This is a genomic window from Pseudomonas sp. 1L-C-7-B-C1, assembly GCF_057291635.1.
The window spans coordinates 1-19,241 of the sequence record NZ_JBXAWH010000007.1 but is presented as its reverse complement, the minus strand read 5'-3'; the positions used below and the strand labels follow the sequence as shown (position 1 = coordinate 19,241).

Sequence of the window (19,241 nt, the reverse complement as noted above, 5' to 3'; positions counted from 1 at the left end):
GTCACTGGCCCTCCGCAATCGGTGCAGCATGGGTATTCGCGACGCTGCTCTGCGGCGCCGGACGGGCGGGCATTTGCGCGGCCATTTGCGCATCGGTCAGTGGCACTCGGCTGACTTCCCACCAGCTTTCCAGGCCGACGTCGTAGATCGGCTCGATCGCCGGCTTGCCAAAACGGTTGGCAAACACCACCGGCGTGCCCTGGGAGTAGTAGTTCGGAATCATGTAGAAACCCCACAGCAAAACCCGATCCAGCGCCCGCGCGTAGTGCAGCATGTCGTTGCGGTTATTGGACGCGACCAGGCCGTCGATCAGGCGGTCGACCGCGGGGTTGCGCAGCACCATGGCGTTGGAGCTGCCGACCTGCCGGGCGCTCTGCGAGCCGAACAGGTTGTACAGCTCGCGGCCGGGAGAGAGGATCGGATTGCCGTTGCTGGGCAGGGTGACCACGATCATGTCGTAGTCCCGCGCGTTCAATCGGTTCATGTACTGCGCCGAGTCCACACGACGGAAATTCAGGGTGATGCCGATCTGCGCGAGCACGCGCTTGTACGGCAGCACCAGCCGTTCGAAACCACCCTGGCCGTCGAGGAAGGAAAATTCCAGCGGCTGACCGGCGGCGTTCACCAGCCGGTTGTTCTTCGCGTGCCAGCCGGCATCTGCCAACAGCTTCAGGGCCTTGAGCTGCTTGTCGCGGATGTAGCCGCTGCCGTCAGTCTTCGGTGCGCGCCAGCCCTGATTGAAGACTTCGTCCGGCACCTGCCCGCGCAAGGGCTCGAGAATGCTCAGCTCCTGGGCGTCGGGCAGCTCGGTGGCAGCCATTTCGCTTTTCGGGAAGTAGGTTTGTTCGCGCACATAGAAGTTGCGCATGATCTGGCCGTTGACCCATTCGAAATCCCAGAGCATCGCCAGGGCTTCCCGCACGCGCCGGTCCTGGAACATCGGTTTGTCGAGATTGAACACGAAGCCCTGACCGGCCACCGGGCGGCGCTTGGCCAGAATGGTCTTTTGCAGACGGCCGTCCTGCAGGCTCGGCGCGGTGTAGCCGACGACATAGCCGGCCGAGGAGAACTCGCGGTTGTAATCAAAGTTGCCGGCCTGGACCAACTGACGGGCCACGTCGACATCGCCATAGAAATTCACCGTCAGCGCGTCGAAGTTGTAGAGCCCACGGCTGACCGGCAGGTCTTTGCCCCACCAGTCCCTGACCCGCTCGAAGCTGACGCTGCGCCCGGCGTCGACCCGCGCGACCCGATACGGCCCGCTGCCCAGCGGCGGTTCGAAGCCGCCGCCCTTGGTGAAGTCGCGGGTCTTCCACCAGTGCTCGGGCAGGATGCGCAGGCTGGCGAGGTCCAGGGCGAGGGTGCGGTTGGTGCCGGTCTTGAAATCGAAGCGGATCTGCCCCGGCGCTTCGATGACTGCGTCCTTGACGTCGGCGTACAGCGGCCGATAGCTGAAGCTGCCTTGGGTTATCAGCGTCTGCCAGGTGTAGCGCACGTCTTCGGCGGTGATCGGCGTGCCGTCATCGAAGCGCGCCTTGGGGTTGAGGTAAAAGCGCACCCACAGATTGTCGGGATCGCGTTCCATTTTCTCGGCAACCAGCCCGTACACCGTGTAGGGCTCGTCCAGTGAGCGGTAGGCCAGTGGCGCATATACCCACGTATCGATCTGGCTCACGGAAATGCCTTGATCGACATAGGGCGTGAGGTAGTTGAACTGGCCGATCTCCTCGGACGCGCGGCTCATGGAACCGCCTTTGGGCGCATCAGGGTCGACGTAATCGAAATGCTGAAAATCAGCGGCATATTTCGGCGCTTCACCATAAACGGTCAGCGCGTGCACCGGTGCGGCGAACACCTGAGGAGCGCCAGACAACAGCGAGGTAAAAAACAGCACCGTGTACAGCAATGCCGTGCCCGGCAAGCGGCGCGGCAAGGAGAAGGGGGTGGCAGACATGCGGACAATCCTTGTGAGCAGCCCGACGCGCCGCAGGAATGGCGCGTCGGGCACTAGCGCTTAGAAGTGATACGTCGCCCGCGCGAACAGCGTGCGGCCCAGTGGATCGGCGTAACGAGGGTCGTAGCCGGACTGGAAGTTGTAGGCCTGGTTGGTGAACGGCGGGTCGCGGTCGAACAGGTTGCGCACGCCGGCATCGAGGTCCAGCACCTTCTCGAAGGTATGGCCCACCGACAGGTCCCACAGCGAATACGACGGCACGGTGCCGTTGGTGCTGCGGTCGTAGTCGTTGTAGCCGCTGGTGAAGCGGTTGGTCAGGGAGGCACGGCTGTCGCCCAGGGTCCAGCTGCCGATCAACACGTGTTTCCAGCGCGCAATCACGCCATCACCCTGAAAGTCGCCAACCTTGTCGGTGTACGGACCGTCGATGATGTTCTGGAAGTCGTAGCGGTTGACGTAGGTACCGGTCAGCCCCAGGCCGAACTGGCCATACGGCGTGTTCGGGAAGCGGTAGTCCAGGGTCACGTCGACACCGTTGGTCTTGACGATGCCCAGGTTGGAGTTGCCCGTCACGATGTTGGCGATGGAGCCGTCGGCGTTGCGGATGATGCGGTCGCCATACAGATCCGACTGATCGAACACGGTGGATTCCGGGAACGACTGGATCTGGTTGGAGATGTGAATCCACCAGAAATCCAGGCCCATGGAGAGGTTGTTCATCGGCTGATAAACGAAGCCCAGGGTCACGTTGCGGGCTTTCTCCGGGGACAGGCTCGCGTTGCCGCCGCTGCGGTTGAGGAACTGCTGATTACAGTCACGACCCGCCTGACCGCCCGGTTGCACGGTACCGCCGGCGCAAAGGGTCGGATCATCGTAGTAACCCTGGCTGTAGGCCAGGCTCTGCGGGGCGTACAGCTCGTACAGCGACGGCGCACGGAAACCTTCGCTGTACGCGCCACGCATGACCAGCTCTTTGAACGGCTGGAAGCGGAACGAGTATTTCGGGTTGGTGGTGCTGCCGAAGTCGCTGTATTTGTCGTGGCGCACGGCGGCCGTCAGTTCCAGGCTGTCGATGACGGGGACGTTGAGCTCGGCGTATTCGGCCTTCACGGTGCGATCGCCGGACACCGAGCCTGCCGAATCGAGGCCCAGGCTGTTGATGTCGTCGACGAAGTCCTCGTAGTTCTGGTGCAGCTTTTCCTTGCGGTATTCGCCGCCCAGCGCCAGACCGGATTCCCCGGCGCCGAACCAGTTACCGATCTCGCGACTGATACGTCCGTCCACGCCATAAACGCGGCCAACGGCGGTGGAGTATTCGCCGTGGTACGCCGCATCGTCGATGTACTGCTGACCCGCCGCCGATTGCGGGCCGAACGGGTTGAGCAGGCCGCTGGCCAGGCCCGCCTTGAGGGCGGCGTCGCTGGCGTAACCCGATGTCACGCTGGAAACGACCTTGCTCTGGTTGTAGTTGGCGCCCAGGTTGTAATCCCAGCCGCCGACGGTGCCGTCGAAGGTCAGCAACAGGCGCTGGTTGGTGTTCTGGTCCTTGCTGCCACGGGGGCCGGCGGCCGTTTCACGCCAGGCGGTGTCCACCGGCTGGGTCGGGTCGAGGGCGAAGTTGTTCGGGCCGGGGGTAATGCCGTTGCCGGGGTAATACGGGGAGGACGGGTCGATGCTCAGGCCGGTCAACGGCGCCGGGCCGATGCTGGTGGCGTTGTTGTTGCGGGCGAAGAAGTATTCGAGGCTGACGTTGTGGTCTTCGGCCAGCTTGCCGGTGGCGCGACCGAAGAACGAGGTCTTCTCGGTCTGCGGCACCAGGTCGATGTACTCGCGGGTACTGAACCGGCACAGCCCGTTCACGCTGACCAGGCTGGCTCCGTTGCAGTTGGGCGCGAGGGGGTTGCTGCTGTTATTGCCTTGGTAGTAGTTGCCGGGGTAAGCGGTGCCCGAGGTCTGGTTGAGGCCGCGGCCCGGGACGTAATCCTTGTCGAAAGAGCGGTCGTTGGCGTCGAGGTTTTGCTGCTTGTTGTAGTTGAACACGCCCATGACGTTGAAGCGGTCTTCATCCAGATCGCCGAAACCCCAGCTGGCGCTGACGTCCTTGCTGGCGCCGCCGCCGCTGGCCGTCGGGGTGTCGCCGCCGAGGCTCAGGGTGCCGTCGGTCAGCGACTTCTTGGTGATGAAGTTGATCACCCCGCCGATGGCGTCGGTGCCGTACAGCGCCGAGGCACCGTCGCGCAGCACTTCGATGCGGTCGATGGCGGCGAACGGAATCATGTTCAGGTCGATGGCGCTGCCATTGGGCGTGCCGACGCCGGACAAGGCGTTGTTGGCCAGACGACGGCCGTTGAGCAGGATCAGGGTTTTGTTGGCACCGATGCCGCGCATGTCGGCATAGGACGCGCCGCCGGTTGACGCACCGACCGAGCCTGCGCTGTTCATCATTGACTGGCTGCCAGTGATGCGCTGGACCATTTGTTCGGTGGTAGTTACGCCCTGTTTCTTCAGTTCATCGGCGCGCAGGATGGTCACCGGCACGGCGGTTTCCGCATCGGCCCGGCGCACGGCCGAACCGGTCACTTCCACCCGTTTGAGCTGGGTGGTCGCCGGCGCGGCAGCCACCGCTGCAGCGGGCACAGCGGCTTCACTGCCGGTCGCGGCCTCGGCTGCGCTGTCCGTGCTGTCGGCGCCATAGGCCGGGGTCATGCCGACCGCCAGTGCGCAAATCAGTGCACGGGGGTGGCGTTGTACGGCAACAACAAGGGGCTTGAGGGTAAAACCGGGAAAGCTCATCAGCATGGTAGTTTCCGACTTATTCCAGATGTTATTGAAATGGCCTTGTGAGCCCTCGTTGCTCCGACGCGGTGGTAGCGGTCGGGAATTTCCTTATTTCAAGCAAGCCGCTCCCCTCCGGGGCAAAAAACCGGACGGCGGTGAATCGGGAGAAGGGTGAGCAGCGCCGCAGCGGGTGCGGCGTCTGCTTCAAGTGCAGATCAACGGCGGGTCATGGGCCAATCATTTCGAGGTCATCACTGAAATCTTGGTGATGCCCGAGCGCTCGATGGACGCCATCGCCTTGGCCACCTGGCCGTAGTTGACGTTGGTGTCGGCCTGCAATTGCACGCGCACCTCCGGGTCCTTGGCCTTGACGTCCTTGAGGCTGAGCTCCAGGGATTCCGGCGCGACTTCGGATTTGGCCAGGTAGAACTTGCCGTCCTGATCAACGCTGACCACCACCGGGTCTTTCTTGTCGGCGGCGGCGACAGCGTCGGTTTTCGGCAGGTTGACCTTGATCGCGTTGGTCATCAGCGGCGCGGTGACGATGAACACCACCAGCAGCACGAGCATCACGTCCACCAGCGGTGTGACGTTCATTTCGCTGAGCACTTCATCGCTGTCTTGGGTGGAGAACGACATCAGCTCGCCTCCCGCACAGCCTGGCTGTGCTTGCTGGCGATGGCCTGACGGTTGATGGCGAAGGCGCTGCGCTGGGCGAGGGCGTCGAAGTCGTGGGCGAAGTCATCCATGTCGGCGACGGCGAGCTTGAGCCGGCGCAGGAAGAAGTTGTAGATCAGCACCGCCGGCACGGCGACGGCGATGCCGACACCCGTGGCAATCAGCGCGTGACCGATGGGGCCGGCGACGGTTTCCAGGCTCGCCGAACCGCTGGCGCCGATGCTCTGCAACGCTTCCATGATTCCCCAGACGGTACCGAACAGGCCAATGAACGGCGCCGTGCTGCCGATACTGGCGAGAATGGCCTGACCGGCTTCCAGGGCGCGGCGTTCTTTCTGGATCTGCTGGCGCAGGTTGCGTTCCAGGCGGTCGGAGCGGTTGATGGTGTGGGCGAGCTGCTGGGTGTTGCGCGGCGTTTCGTCCACCGCCATGGCTTCGAAACCGCTGTTGGCGATCCGCGCCAGAGAGCCCGGGTACTGACTGGAGTGCTCGGCGGCGGTGAGCAGATCCGGCGCCGCCCAGAAGGCTTTGGCGAACTGTTTGTTCTGGGTCTTCAAGCGTACGTACTGTGCGGATTTGATCAGCAACAGTCCCCAGCTCAGCACCGAAAACACCACCAGCGCCCAGAGTACGCCGGGGACTATCATCGAAGAGATCGATTCGTTCATGGTTACACCTCACCCGCTATATTAAGAGTTATTGTTGATGGGCTGACCGGGTTCATTCGGGCAGCTTGAAGTCGATGGTTTGAGTCGCGAAGCCTTCGATCGGGGTGTCGCCGCGCTTGGCCGGAATAAACTTCCAGTTGCGCACCGTTTCCACCGCCGCATCGTCCAGCACCTGCTTGCCGCTGGATTTGGTCACCTCCACCGTGCCGGCGCGGCCGTTCGGCAACACCTTGATGCGCAGGATTACCCGGCCTTCCATGCCCTTGCGCAACGCCGCGCCGGGGTATTCCGGTGGCGGGTTGCCCAGGCTGGCGAGCCCGGAAATCGCCGCCGACTCCTTGACCGATGCCGCCGGTGCAGCAGCCGGCGCAGCAGCCGGCGCAGGTGGCGCTGGCGAAGGTGACGGGGCGGCAGGCGCCGGTGGGCTAGGCGCAGCGGGTGCGGGCGGTGCGGGCGGTGTCGGCTTTTTCACCGGTTCAGGTTTCTTCACCGGCTTGGGCTTCTCGACCTTCGGTTTTTCGACGGGCTTTTCCACCGGTTTCGGCGGCGGCTTGACCGCGTCGGGGTCTTCGACCGGTTGCTCCGGTTCAGGGGGCGGCGGTGGTGGCGGTGGCGGTTCAGGCGGAGGCGGCGGTGGCGGTGGCTCAGGTGGAGTTTCCGGGGTTGGCGGTGTCGGGCTGGTCAGTTCCACGGTCATCTCGGGCACTTGCGGCGCAACTTCCGGGACGTCGGCTTTGGCGGTTTGCATATACCACCAGAGGGCGCCGTGAATAAGGACCGAGGCGGCAATCAATATCAACACGTGCGACCGGCTTAATTCACCCGGGCGCGATGTGTTTTCCTTGAAAGGAATACGCGGCCAGGCCATGGACAGTGCGTCCGGCGCCGGGCCAGGTATGGCTTTCGTTTTTACCGCGTCATTCATTAAAGCTCCCTCGGGTCGTTGAAGGGCAATAAGGGTCCGTTCAAACAAGTTGCCCTGTTTGAAGTTGACGTCCGTGCTGTCGCAAGCACGAGGCCTGGGAGAGCAGGTCTCTGAAGAACCACTCTTATAGGTGCTGTGGCAGCGTGAGCTATGGAGACGACATTGCAGTTCCCTGATTGCTTGTTGAGTACGAAGAAGTACGTCTTTGTTTCAGCGTCACTGGCTAACGAACATCGCTATTGCAACCGCTATGCCAGTGCAGGGCTCTAGCTAGAGGTTTCTGGCTTATACAGGGGCGATGTCGCATTCCTGTAACTTTTTAGCGAATTTCGTCAGGGGTGGGTCTGTTCACTCTATGGAAGCAGGGTAAGTTGCCGAACCACGGGACGAACCTATCTACTCAGGTTCACCGCGGGTTTGCACGGTGACCTGTTCCGATTCAATCAGAAGTGCGTTGCACCAAACTTGAGTAAGTGGGTGCAAGTTGGTGCGTAAGTGCTTAGGTGATCATTGTGGTAAGTCCTGAATGTGTGACTTGTCAGTCATAAGGTGAAGGGTTGCTAACAGTGACGCACACTTCCTAAAAATGATGACTGATCGTTTTTAGTGTGTGTGGATCAACAGCAATCCCTCCTGCTCGTTATTTAAAACGTTATTTGAGCGGGCGCATCTATGCCGAAAGAGGACAATAAAAAGTGGCGGCCGGATCGCTATAAAAGCGACAGCCATTGAAACGAAAAAAATATCGGGCACTCCAGCGAGTGACCGCCGCGTCTCAGCCGGAGCGCTGAAGGGAAATGTGGCGGACGGCAGGCTCGCTGACAGATGGGTGCAGCGGAAAAGGCAATGTGCGGCGCGGGCGTGTGGGGTATGAAGGGCGCATGTCTGGCACGAATCGAATTCCTTATCGACGGACGCCAGACTTCTGGTCGGCGTCCTGCACTGTTTCGGACGGGGTAGTGTCCGGTTCCTGCACACGGGTGCGGGGTTCGCACCGTTCGGCAGCGTAGACTCCCGGCAGCCTGGGCTGGACGCGAGGCATTTCGTGGTACTGACGTTCCACTCGAGAATTACTAGAAAGAAGTGTGCCAAAACGTGTCCGGTTGTAACATTTCTGACGCAGTGTCTCTTCTTCGTGGCGTACGGCCTGTCTGGTACGGGCCTGTACGCTCGGTGTCACCCCCTTTGGAGCGCATTCATGAGCCACCTTTTTCCCGATCGTCCGGGCTATCGCCAGCTTCGCGAGCGCTTCATTGCGGCAGCGACCACTGCGGGTGCGCGGGTGAGCGAATACGTCCATCCGCTGGCCGGGCCTTTTGGCGAGACGCTGGCCACGGACGTCGCCTGGCTCGGCGATCCGCAGGCGCGGCGGGTATTGGTGGCGTTGAGCGGCACCCACGGCGTCGAGGGCTATTACGGTTCCGATTGCCAGAGCCGCTGGCTGGAAGATTTTGATCCGCGCGCATTGCCCGAGGGCGTGGCGATCCTGATGATTCACCTGATCAACCCCTGGGGCACGGCGTGGATGCGCCGGGTCAACGAGGACAACCTCGATCAGAACCGCAACTACCTAGACTTCAGCCGACCATTGCCGGACAACCGTGCCTATGGCGACGTCCATGACATTTATGCCTGCGCGGAGCTGCGCGGGCCAAAGCGCGACCAGGCGGATGCGCAGTTTCAGGCCGCGATCGATGGGCTGGGCTGGGCAGGGTTGATGTCCGTAGTGGAAGCGGGGCAGTACGCATTCCCCGATGGGTTGTTTTTCGGCGGCAGCGAGCCGAGCTGGTCCAATCGCACGCTGCGCAGCATCGTCGGGGAGTACTTGCAGGATGCCGAGGTGGTGACCTGCTTTGACCTGCACACCGGCGCGGGGGATTACGGTCATCCGATGCTGATGAGCATCGTCGAGTCAGCCTACCCCGCGCTGGAGGACGCCAGGGCGTTGTTCGGGCCCTGGTTGTTCACGCTGATCACCGGCGCCAATCGGGTCAGCGCAACCGGTGTCGCGGCGACCTCCACCGGTTACACCTCGCAGATGCTCCTCGACGCGCTGCCGGGCGTGCACTTAATGCCGTTTGTCATCGAGTGCGGCACGTACCCGGGGGCGGCGGTGCATGGGCATTTGCGTGATGATCACTGGCTGCACCTGCACGGCGATCCGCTGGACGAGACGGGGCGGCGGATCAAGCAAGGGCTGCTGGAGCAGTTCTATCCGGTGGACCCGGACTGGCAGGAGGTGGCGTGGGTGAGGACGCGGCAGGTGTGGAACAGGGCGTTGGCGGCGTTGCCGGGGATTCGCGCAATCAGATGAGGGATCGGGCAAGGTGGGAGCGGACTTGCTCACGATATAGGGTGGGCCATCCGCTAAATCTTCAGCGACTGAAATGCCTTCTTCGTGAGCAAGCTCACTCCCACATGGACGAGGTTTGCCGCGCGACAGGCCTGGGTCAGGAAGGCGGAGATCTCCCACCTGTCATTGCTTCCGTTAACCCACCAGCAGCCGCTGCGCCAAGGCCGGCAACAACACCTCGCAGGAGGCTTCGATCTTGAGATCCAGCAGATCATCGGCCCGTGTTTTCCCCAGATTGATGGCGATCAGCGGTTTGCCCTGATCTTTGATCGTGCGGCACAGGCGAAACGCCGAGAACGCCATCAGCGACGACCCCACCACCAACAGGCCCTGAGCGTCGTCCACGCGCTGCATGGCCTTGGCTGCAGTGGGTGGCGCCACGTTCTCACCGAAAAACACCACGTCAGGTTTCATGCGTTCACCGTCACAGTGGGGGCAGTGGGGCACCTGGAAGCGCTCTTCGAAGGCGGGGTCGAGCAAAGTGTCGCCATCAGGCGCTTGAACCGCATCGACGCCCGCCAGGTAAGGGTTTTGCTCGACGAGGGTCAGCTGAACGATGTCCCGCTCTGAGCGCTGGCGGCAGTCCAGGCACAGGACCCAATGCAGGCTGCCGTGCAATTCCACCACGTCATGACTGCCGGCCTGATCGTGCAAGGTGTCGACGTTTTGGGTGATGACGCCGCTGATGAGGTCATGCTGCTGCAAGCGCGCAATCGCTTCGTGGGCCGCGTTGGGTTGCGCGACGCGAACCCGCGGCCAGCCCAGCATCGCCCTTGCCCAGTAGCGACGCCTGGCCTCGGGCGCATTGAGGAATTCCTGAAACATCATGGGCTGCCGACCCCGACGCACGCCCTCGCTGTCGCGGTAATCCGGAATCCCGGAAGAGGTGCTGATCCCGGCGCCGGTCAGCACGACGAACGAGCGGTCTTGCATCCAGTGCAGCAGGGTGTCGACATGGGTATCGGGTACATCAGGCATGCACAGGTCCTCAATCGCGGCTGTGCGCTGATACTAGTAGGACCGGCTTCAGCCGGGAAGGGGCCTGATTGAGCACCATCGGTTTTGCAGTGTGAGGCCTGACGCTTTCCCGGCTGAAGCCAGTCCTGCAGGTTGACCGCGTTGTGTCAGTCGGGCCGCGGTCAATGTGTGGGACCGGCTTCAGCCGGGAAGAAGCCGGTGTAAGCACTATCAATCTCCAACCCGGACCCTGACTAGCTCAACAACTCCGCAAACGCCTTGTCATCCTCAAGCACCTTCGGCAGCGCCGCGAACACCGCATCCAGGTCAACACCCTCCAGCAGCGGGCCATCCACTTCCTGCTTCGCCTGCGCGGTGGCGCCGCCGTGATTTTCCAGCGCGGCAGAAATAGTCAGTGCCTGAGCAACAATCCGTGGCTGGGTTGCGTCCCCCGGCGCCTGCATCGGCCGCGCCTGATAGGCGATGGCGTTCTGGATGACCGCCGGCAGTCCCCAGCGCCGGGCCAGTTCGGCGCCGACTTCCGGGTAACCAAAACCCAACTGCAACGTTTCAATCGCCGCACGCCCGGTCGTACCGGTCTTGGTCACGCTGTTGATGCGCTCGGCAACGGCGGGCGCGCCGGTCTGGATCAACAACTCGCCGATGTCGTGCATGACCCCGCAAGTGAAGGCGATTTCCCCATCGGCGCCGGACTGCTTCGCCAGCAAACGGCAGATCCCTGCCACCTGAAAGCTCTTCAGCCAGAAACCCTTCAAATCAAAACTGGGTCCTGCCTTGAAGGCGCCGGTCGCCGCCGACGCCAGCACCAGTGTGCGCAGGGTATTGAAGCCCAGGCGCATGGCCGCGTCCTCAATGCTCGACGATTCCCGTGCCCCGCGAAAGCGCGCGGAGTTGGCCAGCCGCAGGATTTTCGCCGCGATCACCGGGTCCTTTTCGATATTGCCGGCGATACTGCCCAAGTCCGACGACGGGCTGTCGAACTGTTTGATCAGGTCCTGCGCCACCTTGGGAATGCTGGGAAGACTGCTCAAATCGGCAAACAACTGATCGATACCCATGGGTGCTGCTCCTGTCTCGGACGATTTACACACCATAGGCAACATTGGCGAAACTGCACGGGTCCGCCAGCGGTTTTGCTACAGACGGCACAAACTCCAACGCTTGAATCGGGCCCCGGCGGATCTTTTTCAGCTCATCTGCCGGCGAGGCGGTTTGCGCGGAGAAAAATCAGTAATATGGCGACACACCGGAACGGGTCGCGTCCTGCTCCGGGCCTTATCGATGAAACGCCAGACGCCGGACACTCCCGGCCGCGCTGGCCTGGACATAGAGGGTGTCATGGGTAACGAAAGCATTAACTGGGACAAGCTCGGCTTCGACTACATCAAGACCGACAAACGCTACCTGGCTCACTGGCGCGATGGCGCGTGGGACCAAGGCACCCTGACCGAAGACAACGTGCTGCACATCAGCGAAGGCTCCACCGCGCTGCATTACGGCCAGCAATGCTTCGAAGGCCTCAAGGCCTATCGCGCCAAGGACGGCTCGATCAACCTGTTCCGCCCCGACCAGAACGCCGCGCGCATGCAGCGCAGTTGCAGCCGCCTGCTGATGCCCCATGTGCCGACCGAGCAGTTCATCGAAGCGTGCAAGCAAGTGGTTCGCGCCAACGAGCGTTTCATTCCGCCGTACGGCACCGGCGGGGCGTTGTACCTGCGTCCGTTCGTGATCGGCGTCGGCGACAACATCGGCGTGCGTGCTGCGCCCGAGTTTATCTTCTCGGTGTTCTGCATCCCGGTGGGCCCGTACTTCAAGGGCGGCATGAAACCGCACAACTTCGTCATCTCCAGCTATGACCGCGCCGCGCCACAAGGCACCGGCGCTGCGAAAGTCGGCGGTAACTACGCAGCGAGCATGATGCCCGGCGCCGAGGCCAAGAAAGCCAACTTCGCCGATGCCATCTACCTCGATCCGTTGACCCACACCAAGATCGAAGAAGTCGGCTCGGCCAACTTTTTCGGCATCACCCACGACGACCAGTTCATCACGCCGAAATCGCCGTCCGTGCTGCCGGGCATCACCCGCCTGTCGCTGATTGAACTGGCGCAAAGCCGTCTGGGCCTGAAGGTCACCGAAGGTGAGGTGTTCATCGACAAGCTCGACCTGTTCAAGGAAGCGGGCGCGTGCGGCACTGCGGCGGTGATCACCCCGATCGGCGGCATCAGCTACAAAGACAAACTGCACGTGTTCCACAGCGAAACCGACGTCGGTCCCGTGACCCAGCGCCTGTACAAAGAGCTGACGGGCATTCAGTCCGGCGACATCGAAGGCCCGGCGGGCTGGATCGTCAAGGTCTGATCCGACGCGTTCTGCAAGCCTGAAAACCACCGCTTTCGTGCGGTGGTTTTTTTTCGCCCTCCCTTCGCTCACGTACGTCATCGCAGATGTCAGGGTATGAAATCAGTGAACTGATCGCCCGGTGCAACGCCGGTGGGTGGGCTATGGTTGGAACGGGCGCGTGCTTTCAGTAGCACCGGCTTTAGTCGGGAATTCAGCGTCCTTTACCGACGACAAAAAAGGATACGTCATGCACTCACCCGTCTTTCGTCCTGCCGCCTTCAGCCGGCCGCTGGCCCTGTCCCTCGGTTTGCTGGCCGCCGTGTCCGTGTCCACCGTGTGGGCCGACGACTATCCCCACGCCCAGGAGCCCATCGGCACGGTCGAGCAGATCTACGACGGCGCCATGCTCCCGGACCTGGCGGTCAGCACCTATCGCAATATCGGCCGGCTGTTTCCCACCCACACCATCAAGGCCGGCGAACACCCCTATGCGCTGCCCAAGTCAGACCGGCAACTGCCCAACGTGCGCTTCACCGTCGAGGGCAAAAAGTACGACCTGTACGACTTCGTGGCGCTGGACAGCATTACCGCGATGCTGGTGATCAAGGACGGCAAGATCGTCTTCGAGACTTACCAGCGCGGCAACACCGAGAAAACCCGCTGGATGTCGATGTCGATGGCCAAATCCATCACCTCGACCCTGACGGCGGCGGCGATCAAGGATGGCTTGATCAAGGGCCTCGACGCCCAAGTGGTCGATTACGTGCCGGCCCTCAAAGGTAGCGCCTATGAAGGGGTGACCGTGCGCAACGTGCTGATGATGTCGTCGGGGGTGAAGTGGAACGAAACCTACACCGATCCGGCGTCGGACCGCAGGGCCTTGCTCAAGGCGCAGATTTCCCAGCAGCCTCACTCGGCCATGACGCTGATGGCGAGCCTGCCGCGCGCTGCCGAGCCCGGTACGGTGAACAACTACAGCACCGGCGAAACCCAGGTCCTCGGCGAGATTGTGCGAGGCGCGGTGAAGATGCCGCTGGCCGAGTACCTGTCGAAGAAAATCTGGCAGCCGTTCGGCATGGAAAGCGACGCGACGTGGTGGCTGGACTCCCCTGACGGCGTGGAGATCGGCGGCAGCGGGATCAGCGCCACGCTGCGGGATTACGGGCGCTTCGGGCTGTTCTTCATGAACGACGGCAAGATCAACGGCACCTCGATTCTGCCGGACGGCTGGGTCAGTGAAGCGACGCGGCCGACCACCCTCAAGGGCGGCAAGAGCCTGGATTACGGCTACATGTGGTGGACCGCCTGGACCGCGCCGTCGGTGAAGGATGGCGCCTATTCGGCGGTCGGCATTCAGGGCCAGAACATCTACGTCAACCCGGCCAATAAAGTCGTGATCGTCACCTTCGGCGCGCAACCCAAACCGGTGGACAAAGATCCCATCGACCCGATGGCCTTCTTCGATGCGGTGGTCGCGGCGTTGAAGTGATTGATGAGTGAGATATATAGCCGGGTCCACTGGATGTACGCGACCTCAGTGGGACCGGCTTCAGCCGGGAAAAGGCCTGTGCAAACGACATCATTTTTGCGGAGTCTTCGCAGACGCCTTCCCGGCTAAAGCCGGTCCTACCCGCCCCGCTAACGCCGCTCCCGCGAGCCCTTGCGCTCGACCCCATATTCCGCGAGTAACGCCTCCATCCAGTCCATGAACACCCGGCATCGCTGGGGGAGATGCCGGCGATGGGCGTACAACAGCGACACCGGCATCGCGGTCGGCCGGTACTCGGGAAGGATTTCGATCAAGTTACCGCGCTGCTGCTGGTAAGGGGCAGCCAGGCGCGGAATCTGGATGATACCCAGCCCGCCGACACACGCCGCTTCATAGGCTTCGATGTTGTTCACCGTCACGCTGCAGGGCATCGACACGTGGAAATCCTTGCCCTCGCGACAATATTCGAACAGCGCATCGGCAGCGCCAAATGCCGGCGCATAGTTGACCAGCCGGTGCTGCTGCAGCTCTTCCAGATTTCGCGGAATGCCGAAGCGGTCGGCGTACCCCTGGCTCACGCAGTTGATCATCCGAAACAGGCCAACGCTGCGCGCGACCAGCGGCGTGTCCGGCAACGCACCGATGCGCAGCACGCAATCAAAGCCCTCGCGGACCAGATCGACGCGCCGGTCCGTGCTGCTGATCTCAAGTTCGATCAGCGGGTGCCGCTCAAGAAAATCACCCAGCCGTGGCAGTACCAGTCGTCGCGCGATGGCGGTAGGCATGTCCACCCGAAGCCGCCCGCTGAGCGCCGAGCTGTCCTGTCGGAACAAACCTTCAAGCTCGTCCATCTGGCCGAGCAGATCCTTGCTGCGCTCATACAGCGCCTGCCCGTCGGGCGTTACCTGCACCTTGCGCGTGGTGCGCAACAGCAGACGCGCGCCGAGCAGTTCTTCGAGGCTGCGCACGTGCTCCGATACCGTGGAGCGCGGCAAGCCCAAGGCATCACCCGCGTGGGTGAAGCTCGACAGCTCGGCGACCCTGACGAAGGTTTTCAGCAAATCCAGCTTGTTCATTGCGACGCACCCACCTCTATGCCCGAGCCTTTGCCCGACGCCAGCCCGTCAACCGTTGATGTAATAAATGCACAGCGACAGCGTCACCAGCGAGCCCAGCGTCGAGATCAGGATCGTGCTCGACACCACCGACGCTTCGCGCTTGTAATACTCGGCCAGCATGAACGGCCCGGTGCCGGTGGGGAGGGCGCTCAGCAGCAGCGCCGAGTGGGCCCACAGCGGCGGCAGGTGGAACACCCGAAAGGCCAGAAACCAAGTCAACAGCGGGTGGGCAATCAGCTTGATCAGCACCAGCAGCGTCGTGCCCTCACGGGGGCCTTGCTGTTTCTGGGCGAGAAACAGGCCGAGGGAAATCAGCGCGCAGGGCGTCGTCGCAGCACCCAGCAGGGTCAGGAATTTATCCAGGGCACCCGGCAATGCCACGCCGGTCGATGCCCAGCAGGCGCCAAGAATAGGCGACACCACCAACGGGTTTTTTGCCAGCGCCAGCAGCACTTTGAGCACGATGCGGTGAACCCGGGCCTCGCTTTGCAGGCCGATTTCGATGCACACCAGGGCGATGCCGAACACCACGCAGACCACCAGCAGCGACGCGATGAGCGCAGGTTCCAGGCCTTCCTGGCCCAGCACCATGACGCACAACGGAATACCGATGTAGCCCGTGTTGGCGTAGGAAGCGCTGAGGGCATCGATGCTGGCATCGGCAAAATGACCCGCCTTTCTGCGCCACAGCAGCAAGGTAATGACGAACATTGCCATGGTCGACAGGGTAAAGGTCAGCACAAAGCCCGGGTGCCAGATCTGTTCCCAGGTGGCGCGTGCCGTGGCGGTGAACAGCAGTGCTGGCAAACACAGCCAGACCACCATACGGTTGATTTCAGAGGCGGCGGTCGGTCCGAGGCGGTTGGTACGGCGACAGAGGTAACCCACCAGGATAAGGGCGAAAATGGGCAGCAAGACATTCAAGACGGAAGACATCGAACCCGGGCCTATGGCGCAACAAACGAGAGCGGCAGAGTAGAGGGCGCGATCGTTAGCCTGCAACCTTTCTTGTCAGCGAAAAAATGAAGGGGGCGGGCGTTTGTATGGCGAGGCGGACAAAGCGATGCCCGACGGGCGTCGGGCACGGTGATGGGCATAGCGATAATTACTTTTTCAGCGGTTTGAGGTTGCCCGGCGCGATGTCGAGGACCTTGCCGTCTTCCATGTTAATCAGCGCGTATTTATCGCTGATCAGCACCCATTGCGTACCTTCCTTTGGCGCGTGCAGGCCCTTGCCCTCCCAGTCCTTGACGCCGACACGCTCGTCTTTGTACAGGTCATGGGTGGTGTCGCCGACCTTGTACTGTTCATTGGTGTGTTCCGCCTGCACGCTCTTGGTCGCAGGGGTTTGCGCCATGGCAGCGGCGCTGGCCCCACCCAGACAAGTGACCACGGCCACACTGGCCATCAGTTTTTTCATGTTCATGGGAATTCCTCTGGTCGTTCTTATACGTTCTTGGCGTTGGCGCGCGCCACGCAAACCCGGCGCGCTGGGTCAGTGCCCCGGCCTATTTTTCAATCGGAACAATCTTGGTGATCTGGCCGTTGGTGGTCTGCACTTCGACGTACTTGTCGTTGATGCGCACCCACTGACTCATCTTGGCCGGTTCTTCCAGACCCTTGGTTTTCCAGTCCTTGATGGCCGCTGCCGGGCGCTGAAATTCCTGCGGTGAACGGCTGCCGACTTCCAGCTCCCGCATGTTGTCTCTGGAAGGTTGAATGGTCGGCTCCGTGGCGTCGGCGGCTTGCACCGTGAAACTCGCAACGGAAATGCATCCCAGAATCGCCAGACCGGCAATGAGCGATTTGCTGTTCATTCGAAACTCCTTGGCCAGCGCGTGATGCGCTGTCATTAGTTCCGACCGTGCAGGGCGAAAATCATTCACTGCCCGTGCTGGCGCGCCGCCCGCCTGCGGTTGCGGTTGCGACCGCTGTTACGGGACGGGGGGCGGCAGCGAGGTTACCGGGATAGCGCTTCAGCAATGCTGCTGGTCAGCGGCGTGGTGGGCCGGCCCATCAGGCGGCTTAACTGCCGACTGTCGTCGAACAGCGCACCTTTGGCGGCGGCGGTATCGGAGTTGGCGAGTAGCTCGGCGACGAATTCCGGAAGCCCGGCCTGCAGCAACGCACCCTTGTAATCGGCTTCTGGAAGATCGGTGTAGATAACGGGCTTGCCGGATTGCTCCGCGATCTGAGCGGCGAATTCCTTCAGCGTGTAGGACTCGTCGCCGGCCAGCTCGTACACCTTGCCCGCTTGATCCTCAGCCGCTGTCAGCACAACGGCTGCCGCCCGTGCGTAGTCGGCCCGCGCGGCAGAGCTGATTCGGCCTTCGCCCGCGCTGCCAAAGTGCGCGCCGTTCGCCACCGCGTGGGCCACGCCGGCGGTGTAGTTTTCGTGGTACCAGCCATTGCGCAGCACCACCGCCGGAACGCCGGATTGCGCCAGTGCCGCCTCGGTTTGCCTGTGTTCTTCCGCCAGCCCCAGCGCGGAGGTGTCGGCGTGGAGCACGCTGGTGTAAGCCAGCAGTTTCACCCCGGCGCGTTTGGCCGCCTCGATCACCGCCTGATGCTGAGTGACACGCTGTCCCACTTCGCTGGACGAGATCAGCAGGACCTTCTCGGCACCTTCGAAGGCGCGGTCCAGTGTGGCGGGCTGTGAATAATCGGCCTGGCGGACCTGCACGCCCTTGGCGGCAAGATCGGCCACTTTCGCCGGATCTCGGACGGCCGCAACAAGACGCGAGGCGGGTACGGTTTCGAGCAATTGAGCGATGACGAGGCGGCCTAGCTGACCTGATGCACCGGTGATGACGATCATGATGAGTCCCGAACGAGATTGAATGAGCCTCCAGCATAATCACCGTGCTAACCTTTCGTAAGTACGTACAAAAAGGTAAGCGTGATGAACGACAGTGCTATTCCCGCAGCAGGCAGCGTTTCCTTGCTGGAGCGCATCCGTACCGGTGAGGTGTTGGCCAGGGATTGCCCGTCGCGGGAGATCCTCAATCATGTGTGCAGCCGCTGGGGCGTGCTGGTGCTCGTGGTGTTGCTGGACGGCATGCACCGGTTCAGCGAACTGCGGCGCAAGATCGGCGGTATTAGCGAGAAGATGCTTTCGCAGACGCTGCAAAGCCTGGAACAGGACGGGTTTGTCGACCGCAAGGCACTGCCCGTGGTGCCGCCCCACGTCGAATACCGCCTGACGCCGATGGGCGAGGAGGTGGCGTTGCAAATGGACGGGCTGACGACCTGGATCGAGGAAAATCTGCCGCGCATTCTGGCCGCGCGGGAGGGTAGGGCAGCGGTGGTGGAGTGATCGGGTAGGGTGGGTTAGGGGCTTGGTGTTGTAGTGCCATGATGCGCAAGAAGTTGCGCAGTTGATCGTTTAAGTTTGTGTGGTTAATACGTTTGAGGCCACGTTGTTCGTGGCCTGCAGACGAGTGCGCAAGAAGTTGCGCAGGGGTGCGCAACTTCTTGCGCACTTTTATTTGTTCTTAGGGTTGGCGCTCGCTAAAAACCCGTCGTTATTCTTCTTAAGTTATTGATTTTGCTTGGCTAATTCATAACTGGCACAAGCCTTGATATCCCCGTGGCCCCCGGATTGGCATTCACGCCTTTTCGGATGGTTTTTTGAGCACGGAGAGCATCCTTGGCAAACCCCGCAGTTACGTCCGGCAGCGACGCAAAAAACGAGCCTCAGCTGGCGATCGTTCCGCTTGATCTGATTCAGCTTGAGGACGTCGGGGCCGGCGCGGCCAATGTCGATGCCTGGCTGCAGGACATCAGCGGCGGGGTCGTCTCCCTTGAACGGATCAAGAGCGCTGCCGGCTTTTTGCCTGTAGTGGGCAACATCATGGCGCTGGTCGATGCGCTGAATGACATCGTTCGGCTGGCGACGAGTGAGAAGCGCGATCCGCTGGATTGGGTCAGTTTGGGCATCAATTTGATTGGCGTCTTGCC

The 19,241-nt window shown here is 62.0% G+C and carries 17 protein-coding genes; 5 read left to right on the top strand and 12 right to left on the bottom strand.

Annotated elements, in window-relative coordinates:
- Nucleotide 1: 1 nt before the first annotated feature.
- The 5 genes from AC0Z8Z_RS12415 to AC0Z8Z_RS12395 form a co-directional block, all read right to left on the bottom strand.
- Nucleotides 2-1,954, bottom strand: a complete 1,953-nt coding sequence (locus AC0Z8Z_RS12415; RefSeq protein ID WP_485619298.1) for an extracellular solute-binding protein — start codon at nt 1,952-1,954, stop codon at nt 2-4.
- Nucleotides 1,955-2,014: 60 nt separating this feature from the next.
- Nucleotides 2,015-4,753, bottom strand: coding sequence for a TonB-dependent receptor (locus tag AC0Z8Z_RS12410; RefSeq protein ID WP_485619297.1), 2,739 nt, complete (start codon nt 4,751-4,753; stop codon nt 2,015-2,017).
- 216 nt (nt 4,754-4,969) lie between these two features.
- Nucleotides 4,970-5,371: an ExbD/TolR family protein gene (locus AC0Z8Z_RS12405; protein WP_205483107.1), complete on the bottom strand. Its 402-nt coding sequence runs from the start codon at nt 5,369-5,371 to the stop codon at nt 4,970-4,972.
- The gene (locus AC0Z8Z_RS12400) at nt 5,371-6,078 is read right to left on the bottom strand and encodes a MotA/TolQ/ExbB proton channel family protein (protein ID WP_205483110.1); all 708 of its coding nucleotides are present in this window, start codon (nt 6,076-6,078) and stop codon (nt 5,371-5,373) included. Before AC0Z8Z_RS12400 ends, AC0Z8Z_RS12405 begins: the two co-directional genes overlap by 1 nt.
- 52 nt (nt 6,079-6,130) lie before the next feature.
- The gene (locus AC0Z8Z_RS12395) at nt 6,131-7,003 is read right to left on the bottom strand and encodes an energy transducer TonB (protein ID WP_485619296.1); all 873 of its coding nucleotides are present in this window, start codon (nt 7,001-7,003) and stop codon (nt 6,131-6,133) included.
- A 1,198-nt stretch (nt 7,004-8,201) separates the two neighbouring features.
- Between AC0Z8Z_RS12395 and AC0Z8Z_RS12390 the strand changes: the two genes are divergently transcribed.
- Complete coding sequence (locus tag AC0Z8Z_RS12390; protein WP_485619295.1) at nt 8,202-9,317, top strand: DUF2817 domain-containing protein; 1,116 nt, start codon at nt 8,202-8,204, stop codon at nt 9,315-9,317.
- A gap of 174 nt (nt 9,318-9,491) precedes the next feature.
- Here the strand turns inward: AC0Z8Z_RS12390 and AC0Z8Z_RS12385 are convergent, their stop codons facing one another.
- The gene (locus AC0Z8Z_RS12385) at nt 9,492-10,334 is read right to left on the bottom strand and encodes an NAD-dependent protein deacetylase (protein WP_485619294.1); all 843 of its coding nucleotides are present in this window, start codon (nt 10,332-10,334) and stop codon (nt 9,492-9,494) included.
- 233 nt (nt 10,335-10,567) lie between these two features.
- Nucleotides 10,568-11,392, bottom strand: a complete 825-nt coding sequence (locus AC0Z8Z_RS12380; RefSeq protein WP_485619293.1) for an HDOD domain-containing protein — start codon at nt 11,390-11,392, stop codon at nt 10,568-10,570.
- Nucleotides 11,393-11,672: 280 nt separating this feature from the next.
- On the opposite strand from AC0Z8Z_RS12380, the gene AC0Z8Z_RS12375 reads away from it, so the two are divergent.
- Nucleotides 11,673-12,692, top strand: a complete 1,020-nt coding sequence (locus tag AC0Z8Z_RS12375; protein WP_122625417.1) for a branched-chain amino acid aminotransferase — start codon at nt 11,673-11,675, stop codon at nt 12,690-12,692.
- 229 nt (nt 12,693-12,921) lie between these two features.
- Nucleotides 12,922-14,163, top strand: coding sequence for a serine hydrolase domain-containing protein (locus AC0Z8Z_RS12370; protein ID WP_485619292.1), 1,242 nt, complete (start codon nt 12,922-12,924; stop codon nt 14,161-14,163).
- A 149-nt stretch (nt 14,164-14,312) separates the two neighbouring features.
- On the opposite strand, the gene AC0Z8Z_RS12365 is transcribed toward AC0Z8Z_RS12370, so the two are convergent.
- The 5 genes from AC0Z8Z_RS12365 to AC0Z8Z_RS12345 form a co-directional block, all read right to left on the bottom strand.
- Nucleotides 14,313-15,239 (bottom strand): LysR substrate-binding domain-containing protein, encoded by a 927-nt coding sequence (locus AC0Z8Z_RS12365; RefSeq protein ID WP_485619291.1) that lies wholly within the window; start codon nt 15,237-15,239, stop codon nt 14,313-14,315.
- Between the two features lie 48 nt (nt 15,240-15,287).
- Complete coding sequence (locus AC0Z8Z_RS12360; RefSeq protein ID WP_485619290.1) at nt 15,288-16,217, bottom strand: AEC family transporter; 930 nt, start codon at nt 16,215-16,217, stop codon at nt 15,288-15,290.
- 169 nt (nt 16,218-16,386) lie between these two features.
- The gene (locus tag AC0Z8Z_RS12355) at nt 16,387-16,707 is read right to left on the bottom strand and encodes an RcnB family protein (RefSeq protein ID WP_172612454.1); all 321 of its coding nucleotides are present in this window, start codon (nt 16,705-16,707) and stop codon (nt 16,387-16,389) included.
- Between the two features lie 82 nt (nt 16,708-16,789).
- Nucleotides 16,790-17,098 (bottom strand): RcnB family protein, encoded by a 309-nt coding sequence (locus tag AC0Z8Z_RS12350; RefSeq protein ID WP_485619289.1) that lies wholly within the window; start codon nt 17,096-17,098, stop codon nt 16,790-16,792.
- Between the two features lie 143 nt (nt 17,099-17,241).
- Complete coding sequence (locus tag AC0Z8Z_RS12345; protein ID WP_485619288.1) at nt 17,242-18,099, bottom strand: SDR family oxidoreductase; 858 nt, start codon at nt 18,097-18,099, stop codon at nt 17,242-17,244.
- Nucleotides 18,100-18,183: 84 nt separating this feature from the next.
- Between AC0Z8Z_RS12345 and AC0Z8Z_RS12340 the strand changes: the two genes are divergently transcribed.
- Nucleotides 18,184-18,597 (top strand): winged helix-turn-helix transcriptional regulator, encoded by a 414-nt coding sequence (locus tag AC0Z8Z_RS12340; RefSeq protein WP_485619287.1) that lies wholly within the window; start codon nt 18,184-18,186, stop codon nt 18,595-18,597.
- 333 nt (nt 18,598-18,930) lie between these two features.
- Nucleotides 18,931-19,241, top strand: a 311-nt coding sequence (locus AC0Z8Z_RS12335) for a hypothetical protein (protein WP_485619286.1), incomplete at its 3' end; no start/stop codon positions are given.